The organism is Plantibacter sp. ME-Dv--P-122b (assembly GCF_030209375.1).
Taxonomy (GTDB): domain Bacteria; phylum Actinomycetota; class Actinomycetes; order Actinomycetales; family Microbacteriaceae; genus Plantibacter.
In genome coordinates this window covers 270935-287837 of sequence record NZ_JARVSC010000003.1, presented here as the reverse complement: position 1 = coordinate 287837, position 16903 = coordinate 270935, and the positions used below count along the sequence as shown (strand labels likewise).

Genomic DNA, 16903 nt, shown 5'->3' with positions numbered 1-16903 from the left:
TCTCGAACCCCTCCATGTTGTCACACCGAGCCTGCCCGCGACCGGCGCTTCGGCGGTTCTCCTGGACACTTCGACTACGCTGAGGCGAGACGTAAGGACACCGGTCAGGCAGCGCGGCCGGCCGGTCACACCCGAGACGGAGCTATGAACGCACGCATCCTCGTCGTCGACGACGACACCGCACTCGCCGAGATGATCGGCATCGTGCTGCGCACCGAGGGCTTCGAGCCGTCGTTCTGCGCGGACGGCGGCGGCGCGCTCCAGGCGTTCCGCGACACCAAGCCCGACCTCGTGCTCCTCGACCTCATGCTCCCGGGGATCGACGGGATCGAGGTGTGCCGCCTGATCCGCCAGGAGTCGGGCGTCCCGGTGATCATGCTGACCGCGAAGTCCGACACCGCGGACGTGGTGAAGGGGCTCGAGTCCGGCGCCGACGACTACATGGTGAAGCCCTTCAACCCGAAAGAGCTCGTGGCCCGGATCCGCACGCGTCTGCGGGCGCCGGCCGCCGACCTCGCGGAGACGCTCCGCATCGGCGACCTCACGGTGGACGTCGCGGGCCATGAGGTCCGTCGCGCCGACGGGGTCATCGGGCTCACGCCGCTGGAGTTCGACCTCCTCCTCGCGCTGGCGAGCAAACCGCAGCAGGTCTTCACCCGTGAAATGCTGCTCGAACAGGTCTGGGGATACCACTACAAGGCCGACACCCGACTCGTGAACGTCCACGTGCAGCGGCTCCGCGCCAAGGTCGAGGAAGACCCCGACAACCCGAAGATCGTCATGACGGTGCGTGGCGTCGGATACCGCGCCGGCGCGGTCACCGGCTGATCCGACATGGCCTCCCGACTCGCCGGCTGGGCGGCCGACTGGCGGCTGTGGCGGAGGTGGCCGCAGCAGGTGCGCTCGCAGTGGCGGCGCTCGCTGCAGTTCCGGACGGTCGCCATCACGGTCGGCCTCTCGGGACTCGCCATCCTCCTGACCGGCGCCTACCTCTCGTTCAGCATCGGCAACGACCTGTTCCAATCCCGACTGCAGCAGGCGCTCGGCGGCTCCGGACGCGCCATCGCGTCCGCGCAGAGCATCCTCGACGCGTCCGACGCCAGTGAGCGGGTCGCGCTGCAGCAGCTCATGGGGACCGTGCGGACCGATCTCCAGACCACGTCGGGCAGCACCCTCATCGCCGCCTACCGCGCTCCCGGGCAGGACCCCAGTCAGGTCACGCCTCCGGGCTTCGAGTCGCCGGGACTCGGCGGGGGCGTCATCTCGGACGCGCTCAGTGAGGCGGTCCGGGCCGACCCGGACTCCCTCCAGTGGCAGTCGGTGACGCTGACCGCCGCCGACGGCTCGACCACTGCCGGCATCGTCGTCGGTTCCGTGGTGTCGATGCCGACCGCCGGCTCCTACGAGATCTACCTCGGTTTCGACCTGAGCGACTCGGAGCAGACGCTCGGCTTCGTCCAACGGACCCTCTTCGTCGCGGGCGTCGGCCTCATGATCCTCGTCGGCGGTGCCGCGTGGTTCATCGTCCGCTTCGTCGCGACACCGATCCGGTTCGCCGCCGAGACGAGTCAACGCCTCGCCGGCGGCGACCTCGACGTGCGGATGCCCGAGAAGGGCGAGGACGAGCTCGCCATCCTCGCCCGCTCCTTCAACGGGATGGCCGCCAGCATGCAGAAGCAGATCAAGGAACTCGCGGAGCTCTCGCTCGTGCAGCAGCGGTTCGTCTCGGACGTCTCGCACGAGCTGCGCACGCCCCTGACGACCATCCGCCTGGCAGGCGACGTGCTCTACGACCAGCGCGACTCGTTCCCACCGGCGACCGAGCGGACGGCGGAGCTCCTCCACGACCAGGTCGGGCGGTTCGAGATCCTGCTGGCCGATCTGCTGGAGATCAGCCGTTACGACGCCGGCAGCATCGAACTCGAACTGGAACCGACCAGCCTCGTCCATCTCGCGGAGGAGGTCGTGGAGGAGCTCCGGCCCCTTGCGGAGCCGACCGGTTCGGACCTCCGGATCGTCGCGCCCGGTGGATACTCGGCGGTCCTCATGGACCCGCGGCGCATCCGGCGGATCGTGCGCAACCTCGTCGGCAACGCCATCGAGCACGGCGAGGGCAAACCGATCGTCGTGTCGGTGGACAGCAACGAGTCCTCGGTCGCGATCGCGGTGCGCGACTACGGCCAGGGGATGACGCGCGAGGCTACCGAGCGCGTGTTCGACCGCTTCTGGCGCGCGGACCCGTCCCGCAAGCGCACCATCGGCGGCACCGGGCTCGGACTCGCGATCTCCCTCGAGGACGCGGTCCTGCACGAGGGGTGGCTGGAGGTCTGGTCGGAGCCCGCCGCCGGCTCGTCCTTCCGCCTCACCATCCCGCGCGAACCCGGGACGGAGATCGTCCGCTCGCCCATCAGCCTGCCGCCCGACGATGCGATCGAGTCCATCGTCGACGAGCTCACGGCGCCGACGACGCGCTCACTGCCGACCGTGCGATCGGCCGACGACGACAAGGAGGATGCTCGTGGCTGACGTCCCCGCACGATCGCCGAGACGACGATCCGCCGCGCGTCGGATCGCTGCGGCGGCGCTCCCGATGCTCCTCGCGGTGGTGCTCTGCGCCTGCGTGGGCATCCCGCGGGGCGGTTCCGTGCAGGACGGCGGCACGGTCGAGGGGGACGGCGGCGACGTCGACGTCAACTTCATCGCGCCTGGCCCGGCCGAGGGGGCGACGCCGGAGCAGACCCTCCGGGGGTTCATCGACGCCGCCGCGAGCCCGCAGAACAACTACGAGATCGCGCGGGAGTTCCTCGCGCCGGCGCTCCGGTCCGACTGGGATCCCGACGCCGGGGTGACCATCGACCAGGGCGGCCGCACGTTCGCCCCGGTCGCCGACACGGTGCAACTCACCGTCAGTCCCGTCGCGGCGGTCGACGACCGGGGTGAGTACCGCGAATCGGGGAACTCGTCGCCGCTCAGCTGGACCTACTCCTTCGAGCAGGTGCGGGGGGAGTGGCGGATCGCGGCCGCTCCGCCGGGCATCGTCCTCGAGGCGTCGACCTTCGCCGACGTCTTCGCTGCCTACTCCCTGAGCTACTTCGACCCGAGTTTCACCCGACTCGTCCCCGACCAGCGCTGGTTCCCCTCGCGGGCGTCGACCGCGACGAGGATCGTCGGGGCGCTGCTCGACGGACCGGCGGAATGGTTGAAGGGCGCGGTGGCGACGGCGTTCCCCGAGGGGACCTCGCTCACGAGCGACGCCGTTCCGGTCGAGGCCGGGACCGCGCGCGTGGACCTGACCAAACCGGCCCTGCAGGCGGACGCGGTCACCCTTCAGCGGATGCAGCTTCAGCTGAGCAGCAGTCTGGTGCAGCTGTCGGGCAGCGTCGGCGGGGTCGCCGCCGTCTCGAACGTCGCCATCACCGTCGTCGGCAACTCCACGCAGACGGTCTCGCCGCTGTCGCTCGCCGCACCGCGGGTCGACCCCCGGGCGCTCGTCCAGCGCGGGGACGAGTTCGGCTTCGCCTCGGGGAACCGGCTCGAGGCCGTGCCGGGGATCTCGACGGCGGTCGTGGCGGCCGGGGCAGACGCGGCCGTGTTGTCCGCCGACCACGACCAGGCCGCCGTCCGTTCCGCCGCCGGTGTCACGGTGATCCAGGCGGACGGCGACGTCCGGCTCGTCGACAACCGTCCGGGACTGCTCCCGCCGACGATGGACCCGTTCGGCTTCACCTGGACCGTGCCCGCGGCGGCGCCGTCCGCACTGCTCGCGCACGACGCCGCGGGTGGCACGGTGCAGGTCGCGACGAGTTGGACCGGCGCGTCCACGATCGATTCGATCCAGGTGTCCCGGGAGGGGACGCGCCTCGTCGCGCTGCTCAGGGACGGGACGCAGTCGCGGCTCGTGGCCGCCGCGATCATCCGCGGTGACCGGAACGCGCCGTTGCGACTCGGCGATCCCGTGGAGCTCCGCGTGATGTCCACGGAGGCGACGACCGTCACCTGGGTCGACGACATCACCGTCGCCGTCCTGCTGGGCGGCGGAGACGGGACGACGATCGTCACCCAGCAGATCGGCGGCCGCTCCGCACCCGTTCCGAAGCTGGCGGACGTCACGAACCTGGTCGGGGGTAACGGGCCGACGCAACTCCGGGCCCTGACGAGCGACGGCCGGCTGCTGCTGCCTCGCGGGTCGAGCTGGCAGGAGGCGGGCAGTGACGTCCGGTTCATCGCGACCCAGCTGGGGTCGCCCGACTGAGGGAGCGCGCTCCACAGGGCCGCTGGAGCTCGGAGCCGGCTGCGTCTCCGACGATGCGCCAGCCAGCGCGCTGTGAGGGCGCGACCATCGGATCATGCCGTCCTCGTCGAGTCGAAGCACACCCCTCGCTCATGCCCGCGAAGCCTGCCTGGACGCGTGGGCACTGCTCGTCCCGGTGACGTGCGCCGGGTGCGGTGCACCGGACCGGGGGCTGTGCGACGACTGCCGCGGGCGTCTGGTCCGGCAGGCGGCCTCCCACGACGACGCCCACCTCGTGCGGTGGACCGGCGCGGACGGTACCGCCGGTCTCGCCGCCCGTCGCTACGACGAGTTCCTCGGCGCCGTCCTCCTCGCCTACAAGGAGGACGCCCGGACAGGCCTCGTCCGACCGCTGGCCGCCGCACTCGAACCGGCGTTCCAGCTCGCCGTGCTCGAGGCGAGCCGGGCGACGGGCGGCGCCTCGCCGGAGATCGCGACGATCCCGGCCAGGCGACGCGCCGCCCGCGAGCGGGGCTTCCACCCGGTGGAGCAGCTCGCACGCCGGCTCGGCGCCCGACCGTCGCGCCCGCTGCGGTGGGCCCGGGAGCCCGCCGACCAGCGGGGCTTCGGTCGGGCGGAGCGCTTGGAGAACCTCGCCGGGGCCCTGGTCGCGCCGCGGCGGCTCGACGGGCGTCGCTTCCTCCTCGTGGAGGACGTCGTCACGACGGGGGCGACCGTCGGGGAAGCCGTCCGGGCGATGCACGACGGCGGAGGTCTCGTGGTCGGTGTCGCGGCCCTCGCCAGGGTCGGGCCGTGAACGGACGATGGGTCCCGGGGCCGGAAGATGAACGTTCCCTGAACGCCGCTGATGACTTCCGCAGGCTCGGGCACTACGGTGGCAGAACGGCGTGAAAGGACCGCCCGGGACCGGGTGGTCAGCCGGATGAGGAGGTCGAACGTGGATATCAACATCGTCGGACTTGGACTCGGCATCACCGATCGGTTCCGCGAGTACGCGACCGAGAAGGCGGAGAAGGTCGCCCATCTGGTCGAGCAGGCGCAGTCGCTCGACATCAAGGTGTCCCGCCATCACGACGCCAACGGACGCAAAGGCGAGGATCGCGTCGAGCTGACGCTCGTCGGCCCCGGACCGTTGGTTCGTGCGGAGTCGACCGGCTCCGACAAGTACGTTGCCTTCGATCTCGCGCTCGCGCGGATGCTGGAGCGCGTCCGCCGCTCGAAGGATCGCAAGAAGGAGCACCGGGGCAAGCACCGCACCTCCCTGCACGCCGCCAGCAGCGAGGGGTTCAGTGGCGTCGACATCACCCCTGCGGCGCCGGAGCTGCTCGAGCAGGTCGCGACCGGCAGCGTCGCGACGCTGACCCACGAGGACGAGGAGCAGGAAGCGTACTCACCCGTCGTCATCCGCACGAAGGAGTTCCCCGCGGAGTGGATGAGCGTCGAGGACGCCGTCGACCGCATGGAACTCGTCGGCCACGACTTCTTCCTGTTCATCGACGCCTCGTCGGAGCGGGCGAGCGTCGTGTACCGCCGCAAGGGCTGGGACTACGGCGTGATCAGCCTGGAGGACGGCTCGAACTAGCATCCCGCACCCCGACCGACGCGGTCGCCCGGTTCGCCGGGCGGCCGCGGCGTGGCATGTCGGTGCCGACCTCGAAGACGGCGTCGTGCACCCGCAGACGTGCCGAGGTCGCCTCGAGCCAGTCGAGCTCGGCCAGGGAACGTCGACGTCTGGCTTCGAGCCCGATCCACGCGATGTCGCCCTGCGGCGTCGGGGGGAGCGCCGACAGGTCGGCATCGAGCTGCTGCACGAGATCGAGCGCCCAGGCACGTTGGACGGCGATGACCCCGAACACGTCGACGCCGTCGAGTGACGCCGCGAGGGTGACCTTGTTCGGGAGCTCGTCCCGCGAGGCGCTCGCCGTGACGGGCGTCGCCCACCAGCGATCGACGACGTCGCGCCCGTCTGCGGTGATGCGGTAGAAGACATGCCCCTGAGCGTCCAGGGCGGCGCGCTCGACGAGCCCGTCCCGCTCGAGACGATCGAGGGTCGCATAGGCCTGGCCGACGTTGAGCGGTGTGTCGGGCGTCGTCCGCCGGTCGAACTCACCGCGCAGACGGTACCCGTAGTCGTCACCGAGCGCGAGGATCGCGAGCAGACCGTGCTTGACCGACATCGAACCTCCATGAAATACCTACGCCGTAGGGTGTCGCCAGCCTAGTGAGCCGTCCGTCCCTCGCTGCGGCGGCACTCCGTCGACATCCGGGCGCCCCTCGATACACAGCGTCCACTCAAGGGACTCCCCGCTAACATGTTCAGAGGACTGCCCCGTTCTGGTGCACCCCGTCCGCCCCGGTCAGTCGACCAGGACGGAGATCAGGAACACGTAATGGAGAGCAATTCGTGGCCTCACCACTTGAGAAGATCCTTCGCGTCGGCGAAGGGCGCATCCTCCGGAAGCTGACCAGCCTCACGAAGGCGGTCAATGCCCTCGAGGACGACTTCACGGAGTTGAGCGACGAGGAGCTGAAGAGCGAGACCGTCGAGCTGCGCGAGCGCTTCGAGAACGGCGAGACCCTCGACGACCTCCTCCCCGAGGCCTTCGCGGCGGTGCGCGAAGCTGCACGCCGCACGATCGGCATGCGCCACTTCGACGTCCAGATCATGGGTGGCGCCGCGCTGCACCTCGGCAACATCGCCGAGATGAAGACCGGTGAGGGCAAGACGCTCGTCGCGACCCTCCCGGCCTACCTCAACGCCATCGCCGGCAAGGGCGTGCACATCGTCACGGTGAACGACTACCTCGCGTCGTACCAGTCGGAGATCATGGGACGCGTCTTCCGTGCGCTCGGCATGACGACCGGCGTGATCGTCGAGGGACAGACACCGGAGCAGCGCCGCGAGCAGTACGCGGCCGACATCACCTACGGCACGAACAACCAGTTCGGGTTCGACTACCTTCGCGACAACATGGCGTGGCAGGCCAAGGACATGGTCCAGCGCGGCCACTTCTTCGCCGTCGTCGACGAGGTCGACTCCATCCTCATCGACGAGGCACGGACCCCGCTCATCATCTCCGGGAAGGCGTCCGGCGAGGCGAACCGCTGGTTCCAGGAGTTCGCCAGGCTCGCGGTGCGACTCGAGCCCGGCGAGGACTTCGAGGTCGATGAGAAGAAGCGCACCGTCGGTGTGCTCGAGCCCGGTATCGAGAAGGTCGAGGACTACCTCGGCATCGACAACCTCTACGAGTCGGCGAACACGCCGCTCATCTCCTTCCTGAACAACGCCATCAAGGCCCGCGCACTCTTCAAGAAGGACAAGGACTACGTCGTGATGAACGGCGAGGTGCTCATCGTCGACGAGCACACCGGTCGCATCCTGGTCGGACGTCGGTACAACGAGGGCATCCACCAGGCGATCGAGGCCAAGGAGGGTGTCGCCGTCCAGGCCGAGAACCAGACCCTCGCGACCGTGACGCTCCAGAACTACTTCCGTCTCTACGAGAAGCTGTCCGGCATGACCGGTACGGCCGAGACCGAGGCGGCCGAGTTCATGTCGACGTACAAGCTCGGCGTCGTCCCGATCCCGACCAACCGCCCGATGCAGCGCATCGACCAGTCGGACCTCGTGTACAAGAACGAGGAGGCGAAGTTCGCGCAGGTCGTCGAGGACATCGTCGAGCGCCACGAGCAGGGCCAGCCGGTCCTTGTGGGCACGACGAGCGTCGAGAAGAGCGAGTACCTGTCGAGGCTCCTCGCCAAGAAGGGCGTCAAGCACGAGGTCCTCAACGCGAAGAACCACGCGCGTGAGGCCGCCATCATCGCCCAGGCCGGTCGACTCGGCTCGGTCACCGTCGCCACCAACATGGCCGGTCGTGGAACCGACATCATGCTCGGCGGCAACGCCGAGTTCCTCGCCGTCGCGGAGATGAACGCCAAGGGGCTCAGCCCGATCGACACCCCCGAGGAGTACGAGGCCGCGTGGGACGACGTCTTCACCGAGGTGAAGGCAGCGGTCAAGGAGGAGGCCGACAAGGTCATCGACGCCGGCGGACTCTACGTGCTCGGTACCGAGCGCCATGAGTCGCGCCGCATCGACAACCAGTTGCGCGGTCGTTCCGGCCGTCAGGGCGACCCGGGCGAGAGTCGGTTCTACCTGTCCCTCACCGACGACCTCATGCGCCTGTTCAACGCCGGAGCCGCGGAGAGCCTCATGGGGCGTCAGAACGTGCCGGACGACCTCGCGATCGAGTCGAAGATCGTGAGCCGGGCGATCCGCAGCGCCCAGTCGCAGGTCGAGGCGCGGAACGCGGAGATCCGCAAGAACGTGCTCAAGTACGACGACGTCCTCAACCGGCAGCGCGAGGCGATCTATTCCGACCGCCGCCACATCCTCGAGGGCGACGATCTTCACGATCGTGCGCAGCAGTTCTTGGAGAGCGTCGTCGACGACGTCCTCGACGAGCACACCGGCGAGGGCAACGGCGACGACTGGGACTTCGACGCACTCTGGGCCGAACTGAAGACGCTCTACCCCGTCGGTCTCACGATCGACGAGGTCGTCCAGGAGGCCGGGACGAAGGGGCGGATCAACCGCGACTTCATGCGGCGCGAGATCCTCTCCGACGCCAAGCTCGCGTACAGCAACCGCGAGGAGTCGCTCGGTGCCCCGGCGATGCGTGAGCTCGAGCGCCGCGTCGTCCTCCAGGTCATCGACCGTCGCTGGCGCGACCACCTGTACGAGATGGACTACCTGAAGGACGGCATCGGTCTGCGGGCCATGGCGCAGCGCGACCCGCTGGTCGAGTACCAGCGTGAGGGCTACGCGATGTTCCAGCAGATGATGGGGCAGATCCGCGAGGAGAGCGTCGGCTTCCTCTTCAACCTCGAGGTGGAGGTCGCCGGCGAGGTCGACGCGGGCACCGCCGCACCGGCGATCACGGCCAAGGGCCTGACGCAGGAGACCCCCGACACCGAGAAGCTCAGCTACTCCGCCCCGAGCGAGCAGGGCGGGGTCGAGGTCCGCAACCAGCGCGGGCAGATCGAGAAGGCGGCCACCGAACGGGCGCAGCGTCTTCAGCAGACGAACCGTCCTGCCGGCGATGCGGCTCCCGCGACGAAGTCCGCCCCTGCCGCGAAGGCGTCGCGTGGGGCCTTCGGTCAGCAATCAGAGGCGCCCGCGGCTGCTCCGAGCAACCGTTCGGACCGCCGGAAGCAGGGCAAGAAGAAGTAGGCGGACGCCGCAACAGACGGGAGCCCTCCGGACCATGGTGACATCGGTCCGGAGGGCTCCCGTCTGTCGGGGCGGCGGAGGTGCCGCGGCGGTCAGAGCACGCTCACCGAGGTCGCCCGCCAGCGGCCGTCCAAGCCCTCCAATCGGATGGCCACGGCACGGGACCGGGCTCGCCCATGGACGATGACCACGGACTCGACGACGCCGTCTCGTGGCTCGGAGACGGTCACGGTGCCGATCGAGACGACCGGGACCGTACCCGGGACGCCTCGGACGCGCCGTGCCCGTTCGGCGAGGATCACGCGCTTCAGCAGGACGGTGTGCACGTCGGCCGTGATCCACCGCGCGAGCTGCGTGAGGTCTCGGGCTCCGGCGATCACCTCGATCACACTCCGGGTGAGGTTCTCGAGCAGTGGTCGCGGGTCGGGCAGTTCGGCTCGAGGCGCCGGCTGGGGTGCGAAGTAGTCGTCCGCGCCGGGGCGTGCGGCCGCGCGCGCCTCCCGCGTGCGTCGCTCGTGGAGCGGCGGTGCCGGCCGGAGGCGAGCCGTACGTGCTTCGGGCTCGTCGTCGTCGTGCCGGGCAGCGGTGCTCATAGGGCCTCCGAGGGGTGGGCGGCCGCCACGAGTCGGGCGACCAGAATCTGGCATGTCACACTCATCATGTCAGTTCCCCGGTGTCCAGGGCCAGAGGTCTGTGGAGAACGCAGGACGCGGACGCCCTCGGCGCACTACCGTCGGCGTATGCGTTGGGACAGCCTGTTCGACGATCTCGCCGGTCAGCTCGACGACGAGCTCGCCGTCGACGACGACGCCGTCCGCATCGAGGCCGAGCGGCTTCGGCGTGGGCGTCTGGCCCTCCGCGAGCGGCTGGTCGCCCTCTGCGGAGACGCCGACGCACCAGGACCGCTCGTCGTCGAACTCGTCGACGGGACGACCTGGCGGCTGCGGGTCCGGAGCATCGGGAAGGACTGGTTGCAGGCCGACTCCGGTACTCCGGGCGGCCGGGAGGTCGTCGTCCCGCTCGATGCGATCGCGGCGGTCGCCCTGACGCAGACCCAGATCGATTGGAGTCTCGACGACGTCGTGGTCCGTGAACCGCGACTGCTCGACCGCCTGACCGTGTCGTTCCTGCTCCGTGATCTCTGCCGACGCCGTGCGGCAGTGGTCGTGCGGACCCGGACGGGCAGCTGGACGGGCACGATCGACCGGGTGGGCCGGGACCACCTGGATCTGGCCGTCCACGAGCCGGGGTCGCCGCGCCGCAGTCGGGGCGTCGAGCAGATCCGTGTCATCGTGCTGGCGCAGGTCGTCGTCGTCGAGCGTGCCGGCTGAGGCGTCGCCAGGGGCGCCCGCCGGAGCCGGCGCTCAGTCGAGGGGTGGCACGGGCCGGAGTACCGGTGCGCCGGAGAACTCGGCGAGCTCGGTCAGCTGGGCCTGATGCCAGAGGCCTGCACGACGTGCCTCTTCGTACTGACCGCTGATGAAGGCTTCGAGTGCGGGGAACTCGATGCGCCATGGGCCGCTGCGCCCGATCCGGATGGCGGGCAGCTCGCCGCTCGAGATGAGCTCGGCCACGTGCTGGGCCGAGACGTTCAAGACCTCGGCCGTGTCGGCGACGGTGAGGAAGCGACCGAGCGGGGCCGCATCGCGCTGCGATTCCATTCCTCGATTATCCTCTCGCGCGAGCGGCGTCCGCCGGGCTGTGGATAACTTCGGCGCCATGTCCGGAGCCCGGGCAGCATGGGACCGGAGGCGGCGCACGGCGTGCCGATGAAGGAGGAGACGGTGCGGGGAAGCGAGCGGGGACACGGAGCGGAATCGGGAGGGGCGCGGGTCGAGGGTGGCGAACGGATGAGCGACCGTCTCGCGGGACTGCGGCCTGGTGTCGGCGGACGGCAGGTGTCCCGGTCGCGCATCTGGGTGGACCCACGCTTCCTCGTGGGCCTCATGCTGGTGGTCGTGTCGATCCTGGGGGTGTGGTGGCTCGTCACGACGTCGAGCCGGACGATCCCGGTGTATGCGGCCTCCGAGACGCTGACGCCTGGAACGCGCCTCGACCGCTCCTCGCTCCAAGTGATCGACGCACGTCTGGGATCGGTCGAAGGCGGGTACCTCGGAGCCGGTGCGGCGCCGCCGCCGGGAACCGTCGTCACCCGGACGATCGCAGCGGGCGAGCTCGTACCGCTCGACGCACTCGGCGAGGCGAGCGCCGTGGGCGTGACCACGCTCGTCGTCGAACCTGCCGGACGACTCGGCGCCGACATCGTGCCGGGTACCGTCGTCGACCTCTGGGCGGCCGCGCCGGACGGCGACGGGTACGGCGTGCCGGAGGTGCTGGTCTCGGCCGCGACGGTCGTCCGGGTCGGCGAGGAGGAAGGGCTCCTGTCCGGCCGCGGCTCGGTCGCCCTCGAGCTCGCGGTCCCGCGCTCGGCCGTCGCGACCGTGCTCTCGGCGACGGCTGCAGCGCACCTGCTGTCCGTGGTCCCGACCGAGCCCGGCGAACGCTGATGCTGCGCGTCGGGCTCGCCCTCGATCCACGGATCGAGGGCGAGGTCCTCGCGACGATGCTCGACCTCGGGCACCGCGTCGCCTGGCGCTGTCACGACGGCACCGGACTCGAGGAGCGCATCGGCACCGGTACGCCCGTCGACGTGCTGCTCGTGTCGCCCGGGACCGACCGCCTGCGCGCTGAACTCATCGATCTCGCGGACCGCGTGGGCACGAGGGTCGTGGCGCTCGCGTCGGGTGAGTCCGAGCGACGCCACGCGGCTGGGCTCGGTCTGGTGGACACCCTCCTCCTGCCGGTCGATCCCGACGAGCTGGATCGGACCATCGCGCCGCTCGACCTCGGCGGCGACGGCCCTCGTCCGGTCGCCCCGGCCGCCGGGCGGGTCATCGCGGTGTGGGGCGCGGCCGGGTCGCCCGGCACGACCACCGTCGCCGCGGGCATCGCCAGCGAGCTCGCCGCGCGCGGGCGCCGGGTCGTCCTCATCGACGCGGACACCTACGGGTCATCCGTCGCGGCGATGCTAGGCCTCCTCGACGAGGCACCCGGGTTCGCTGCGGCCTGCCGACTGGCCGGAAGCGGAGCACTCGACATCGAGCAGCTCGAGCGAATCGCGGTCGTCCATCCGTCGCCGTCCGGCGCGTTCCGGGTCCTGACCGGCATCTCGCGTGCGGCACGGTGGACGGAACTGTCGACGGAACGCGTCGCGACGACCATCGAACGGTGCCGGGCGTGGATGGACGACATCGTGATCGACACGGCGTTCTGCCTGGAGGCTGACGAGGAGATCTCGAGCGACCTGTTCGCGCCCAGACGGAACGGGGCGGCGTTCGCCGTCCTCGGATCCGCGGACCGGGTGGTGGAGGTCGGCGCGGCCGACCCGGTCGGGGTCACGAGGCTGCTCCGCGGCCACGCGGAGCTCGTCGAACTCGTCGACCCGTCGCGTATCTCGGTGGTGGTGAACCGGCTGCGTGGCGTGGCGCTCGGTACCGGCCCGGCCGGTCAATTGGCGTCCACGCTCTCCCGCTTCGGGGGGATCGAGGCGGCCGCGCTCCTGCCGGAGGATCAACGGGTGGTGGACGCCGCGGTGATCGCGGGGAGGAGTCTCCGCGATCAGGCCCCGCGCGGGGCGCTTCCCGTCGCGTTGCGCCGGTTCGTGTCCACCGTTCTCGACCACCAGCCGACGCCGGTGCGGGACCGCTCGCGGCGATCGGCGGGAGGGGCACGAGGGCGTCGTGCGCGGAGTGGGTCGCGCCGAGGAGAAGAGTCTTGATGAAGTCACTCAATACAATTGGTTGATCAACCGAATTTGCATTCGCTCACCGATATATGCATCTGCATTCTTCTCCGACTCGTCGCTATCCATTGGGTGATGAATTACTCCGGTATCGTGTCGGTATTCGGATTCGCTTGGGAGTGTTCGATATGATCGGATAACCGTCGGACTCACCACGGATATCTTCAGGAGGACCCCCATGGCTCAGAAAGTCATCACCACATACATCGACGATCTGGACGGCAGCGAACTCGCTTCCGGTGCAGGCGAGACCGTACGGTTCGCGATCGATGGAACCGAATACGAGATCGATCTCGGTGCGGACAATGCGAAGAACCTGCGCGAGTCGCTGAAGCCTTACATCGGAGCCGGACGCCCGGTCAAGCGGGGGCGCCGCACCTCGAGCACCAGCACTCGCAACAGCGCCGAGAACCTCGCCGCGATCCGTGAGTGGGCGGCGAAGAACGGACACGCCGTGTCGTCGCGCGGACGCATCCCCCAGGCGGTGCAGGACGCCTACCGCGCAGCGAACTGACGAGGCGCGTCCGATGACGGCGCCCAGTGGCCCACACGGGCCGCTGGGCGCCGTCATCATTCCAGGCCCGGCCTCCCAGCGGTCGTGGAGGGCACGTGCGGCGCGCTCGGTGTCGGCCTGCCGAGCCTAGACTGGAACGGTGTCGACGCTCAGTGATCTCGTTCTCGCCCAGGGCCGCTCCAGTGCAGCCGACGTGGAGTGGCTGCACATGCTGCTCGCGGACAGCCAACTCCTCGCGGATCTGGCGTTCGCCGATATCGTCATCTGGGTGCCGACGGATTCCGGCAGTTTCATAGCGGTCGCGCATTCGCGTCCGTCGAGTGCCGCGACGCTCTTCTATCGCGACTTCGTCGGTCAATCCATCAAACAGGAATGGCGCAAGCAGGTCACGGACTGTTTCGAGAGCGGACGGATCATCGAGTCGTCCGCGCCGGATTGGTATGAGGAGACCCCGACCAGGGTTCGTGCCGTGCCCGTCGCCCGGCGGATATCGCCGACCGAGACGACCAATGCCGACGGACCGATCGCGGTCATCACGCGTCATACCAATCTCGGTGAGGCTCGGACGCCGAGCCGGCAGGAACTCACCTTCAACGACTGCGCGAGCGACCTGTTCGAGATGATCGCGGTGGGCGACTTCCCCGATCTCGGAGCGCCGACCGGACCACGCCGGGGCGCGCCGCGCGCGAGCGACGGCCTGATCCGTCTCGATGTCGACGGCACCGTCACCTTCGCCAGCCCCAACGCGCTCTCGGCCTTCAACCGGATCGGATTCGCCGAGGAACTCGAGGGCGAGTCGCTCGCGGACGTCACGACCCATCTGCTCTCCGGGACGGGGACCGTCACCGTCGACGAATCGCTGCCACTCGTCGTCACCGGTCGGGCGCCTTGGCGGACCGACATCGAGGACAAGGGCGTGACGGTCTCCCTCCGGGCGATCCCGTTGCGGAGCCGGGGTGAGCGGGTGGGCGCGATCGTGCTCTGCCGCGACGTCAGCGAACTGCGTCACCAGGAGCAGGAACTCATCACCAAGGACGCGACGATCCGCGAGATCCACCACCGGGTGAAGAACAACCTCCAGACCGTCGCATCGCTCCTGCGGATCCAGGCCAGGCGGACGCACTCGGAGGACGCCCACGACGCCCTCACGCAGGCCATGCGGCGCGTGGCCGCCATCGCGGTCGTGCACGACACGCTGTCCGAGGGGCTCAATCAGAACGTCGACTTCGACGAGGTCTTCGAGCGCGTGCTCCTGCTCATCGCCGAAGTGGCGAGCTCGCACAACACCACGGTCCGCCCGAAGTCCTCCGGCTCCTTCGGCGTGCTCCCGAGCGAGTACGCGACGCCACTCGCCCTCGCGCTCACCGAACTCGTCACCAACGCGGTGGAGCACGGGCTCAACGGCCGCGACGGCGACGTCGAGATCACGGCCGACCGGACGGACGAGCTGCTGAGCGTGCAGGTCCGCGACAACGGCGTGGGGCTTCCGGAGGGGAAGGTCGGGTCCGGTCTCGGCACCCAGATCGTGCGGACGCTCATCCAGGGTGAACTGGGCGGGACGATCGACTGGCACACGCTCATGGGGAGCGGGACCGAGGTCACGATCGCGATCCCGATGCGATGGGTCGCCAAGAGCTGAGGTCCTGGTCCGTCGCGAACGGACGGAGACATGCGAGAACCCCGGGGCCGTTCGGCACCCGGGGTTCTCGTCTGCGACTAGGAGGCGCGGCGGGCGCGAGCCGCGCGACGCTTGAGGGCGCGACGCTCGTCTTCGCTGAGGCCGCCCCAGACGCCGGAGTCCTGGCCGGTCTCGAGCGCGTACTGGAGGCACAGCTCCGTGACACTGCAGGTGGCGCACACGGCCTTCGCCTTGTCGATCTGATCGACCGCCGGACCGGTGTTCCCGACCGGGAAGAACAATTCCGGGTCGACAGTCAGGCAGGCAGCTTTATCGCGCCAATCCATAGGGGAGCTCCTTTTATTGCATGGTGAGATTTCTTCAACCGAGTGAGGGGTCTCGGGAAGCGAAAGCCGAAATGCGAGGGGGATGATCGTCCGGGATTCGGGATCTGTCCACACCCTCGTGGACCTCATGTCGGCCTCAAACATGGTTTCATATCGGTAAGAGCAAATCAATAGTCAAGTTTGGGTGAACCCTGTGAGTACCGATCGAAACGCCGCCTCCGCTCCGAACCCACGGGAGCGTCGTCGTCCGGCGGTGCTGGCCTTCATCGTGCTGCTCGTCGCCGAGGCGCTGCTCATGATCGCGCTCTCGGCCTGGTTCCTCTTCGAGCTGGTCGCGGCGACGCCGGCCTCGTTCACGAGCGCGCTGGCGATCTTCGTCATCCTGCTCATCGCCACGGCGTTCGTCACGGCGCTCGCCGTCGGCGCGATCCGCGGACGGAGCTGGATCCGCGGGGGAGCGGTCACCTGGCAGCTCGTGCAGATCGCCGTCGCCGTCGGCGCGTTCCAGGGGGTCTTCGCGCAACCCGCGATCGGGTGGTTCCTGCTGCTGCCGTCGCTGGCCGTCCTCGGGCTCCTGTTCACGCCGGCGGTCGCCGCCGTGACCCGACGCGAGATCTGAGCACGACGGGTCGGGCGTGAGGGCCCGGCCGCGAGGCGTCAGGCGTCGAGGCCGAGGACCTTCCGGAGGCTCTTCACGTGGCCGGTGGCCTTGACGTTGTACCGGGCGAGGGTGATCGTACCGGTCTCGTCGATGACGAACGTCGAGCGGAGGACGCCCGTGACGATGCGTCCGTAGGAGTTCTTCTCACCGTAGGCTCCGTACGCCTGGTGGACCGTCAGCTCCGGGTCGCTGAGGAGCGGGAACGTGAGCCCGTCCTCCTCCTGGAAGGCCTTGAGCTTCTCGACGGAGTCCTTCGAGACGCCGAGCACGACGTACCCGGCACCGCCGAGCGATGCGAGGTTGTCGCGGAAGTCGCACGCCTGGGTGGTGCAGCCGGGCGTCATCGCCGCGGGGTAGAAGTAGAGGATCACCCGTCGTCCGGCGAAGTCGGACAGGGACACGCTGGCGCCGTCCTGATCGGTGAGGGTGAACGCGGGGGCCGGGTCGCCGGCGGACAGACGGAGTGCTTCAGGCAT

At 69.5% G+C, this 16903-nt stretch carries 17 protein-coding genes; 12 read left to right on the top strand and 5 right to left on the bottom strand.

Annotated features, from left to right (window positions below; genetic code table 11):
* Positions 1–144 precede the first annotated feature (144 nt).
* The 5 genes from mtrA to hpf all read left to right on the top strand — a co-directional run bounded on the left by mtrA (position 145) and on the right by hpf (position 5834).
* Positions 145–828, top strand: a complete 684-nt coding sequence (gene mtrA / locus QRN19_RS06110) for an MtrAB system response regulator MtrA (RefSeq protein WP_064295232.1) — start codon at positions 145–147, stop codon at positions 826–828.
* A gap of 6 nt (positions 829–834) precedes the next feature.
* On the top strand, positions 835–2526 hold the full coding sequence (gene mtrB / locus QRN19_RS06105; protein ID WP_285025851.1) for an MtrAB system histidine kinase MtrB: 1692 nt from the start codon (positions 835–837) through the stop codon (positions 2524–2526).
* Positions 2519–4252 (top strand): LpqB family beta-propeller domain-containing protein, encoded by a 1734-nt coding sequence (locus QRN19_RS06100; protein WP_285025850.1) that lies wholly within the window; start codon positions 2519–2521, stop codon positions 4250–4252. The genes mtrB and QRN19_RS06100 overlap by 8 nt, the downstream gene beginning before the upstream one ends.
* A gap of 94 nt (positions 4253–4346) precedes the next feature.
* On the top strand, positions 4347–5048 hold the full coding sequence (locus QRN19_RS06095; protein WP_285025849.1) for a ComF family protein: 702 nt from the start codon (positions 4347–4349) through the stop codon (positions 5046–5048).
* A gap of 141 nt (positions 5049–5189) precedes the next feature.
* Positions 5190–5834: a ribosome hibernation-promoting factor, HPF/YfiA family gene (gene hpf, locus QRN19_RS06090; protein ID WP_285025848.1), complete on the top strand. Its 645-nt coding sequence runs from the start codon at positions 5190–5192 to the stop codon at positions 5832–5834.
* Here the strand turns inward: hpf and QRN19_RS06085 are convergent.
* Positions 5809–6429, bottom strand: coding sequence for a PadR family transcriptional regulator (locus QRN19_RS06085; protein WP_285025847.1), 621 nt, complete (start codon positions 6427–6429; stop codon positions 5809–5811). The genes hpf and QRN19_RS06085 overlap by 26 nt on opposite strands.
* A 227-nt stretch (positions 6430–6656) precedes the next feature.
* On the opposite strand from QRN19_RS06085, the gene secA reads away from it, so the two are divergent.
* Complete coding sequence (gene secA, locus QRN19_RS06080) at positions 6657–9485, top strand: preprotein translocase subunit SecA (protein ID WP_285025846.1); 2829 nt, start codon at positions 6657–6659, stop codon at positions 9483–9485.
* Between the two features lie 92 nt (positions 9486–9577).
* Here the strand turns inward: secA and QRN19_RS06075 are convergent, their stop codons facing one another.
* Positions 9578–10078: an Rv3235 family protein gene (locus QRN19_RS06075; protein ID WP_285025845.1), complete on the bottom strand. Its 501-nt coding sequence runs from the start codon at positions 10076–10078 to the stop codon at positions 9578–9580.
* 147 nt (positions 10079–10225) lie between these two features.
* On the opposite strand from QRN19_RS06075, the gene QRN19_RS06070 reads away from it, so the two are divergent.
* Positions 10226–10816, top strand: a complete 591-nt coding sequence (locus QRN19_RS06070; RefSeq protein WP_285025844.1) for a hypothetical protein — start codon at positions 10226–10228, stop codon at positions 10814–10816.
* Between the two features lie 33 nt (positions 10817–10849).
* Here QRN19_RS06070 and QRN19_RS06065 read toward each other — a convergent pair whose 3' ends face one another.
* Positions 10850–11146, bottom strand: a complete 297-nt coding sequence (locus QRN19_RS06065; protein ID WP_285025843.1) for a helix-turn-helix domain-containing protein — start codon at positions 11144–11146, stop codon at positions 10850–10852.
* 189 nt (positions 11147–11335) lie between these two features.
* Here QRN19_RS06065 and QRN19_RS06060 point away from each other — a divergent pair, with 189 nt between their 5' ends.
* From QRN19_RS06060 to QRN19_RS06045, 4 genes are all read left to right on the top strand, one after another.
* Entirely contained in the window at positions 11336–11992 is a 657-nt protein-coding gene (locus QRN19_RS06060; RefSeq protein WP_285025842.1) for an SAF domain-containing protein, read from the top strand.
* Complete coding sequence (locus QRN19_RS06055; protein WP_285025841.1) at positions 11992–13263, top strand: CpaE/TadZ family protein; 1272 nt, start codon at positions 11992–11994, stop codon at positions 13261–13263. Before QRN19_RS06060 ends, QRN19_RS06055 begins: the two co-directional genes overlap by 1 nt.
* 202 nt (positions 13264–13465) lie before the next feature.
* Entirely contained in the window at positions 13466–13801 is a 336-nt protein-coding gene (locus tag QRN19_RS06050; protein ID WP_085513359.1) for a histone-like nucleoid-structuring protein Lsr2, read from the top strand.
* 139 nt (positions 13802–13940) lie between these two features.
* Positions 13941–15440, top strand: a complete 1500-nt coding sequence (locus QRN19_RS06045) for a sensor histidine kinase (RefSeq protein WP_079002802.1) — start codon at positions 13941–13943, stop codon at positions 15438–15440.
* A 77-nt stretch (positions 15441–15517) separates the two neighbouring features.
* On the opposite strand, the gene QRN19_RS06040 is transcribed toward QRN19_RS06045, so the two are convergent.
* Positions 15518–15766: a WhiB family transcriptional regulator gene (locus QRN19_RS06040; RefSeq protein ID WP_056012627.1), complete on the bottom strand. Its 249-nt coding sequence runs from the start codon at positions 15764–15766 to the stop codon at positions 15518–15520.
* Positions 15767–15959: 193 nt separating this feature from the next.
* Between QRN19_RS06040 and QRN19_RS06035 the strand changes: the two genes are divergently transcribed.
* On the top strand, positions 15960–16385 hold the full coding sequence (locus QRN19_RS06035; protein ID WP_285025840.1) for a hypothetical protein: 426 nt from the start codon (positions 15960–15962) through the stop codon (positions 16383–16385).
* Between the two features lie 38 nt (positions 16386–16423).
* On the opposite strand, the gene bcp is transcribed toward QRN19_RS06035, so the two are convergent.
* On the bottom strand, positions 16424–16903 hold the full coding sequence (bcp, locus tag QRN19_RS06030; RefSeq protein WP_285025839.1) for a thioredoxin-dependent thiol peroxidase: 480 nt from the start codon (positions 16901–16903) through the stop codon (positions 16424–16426).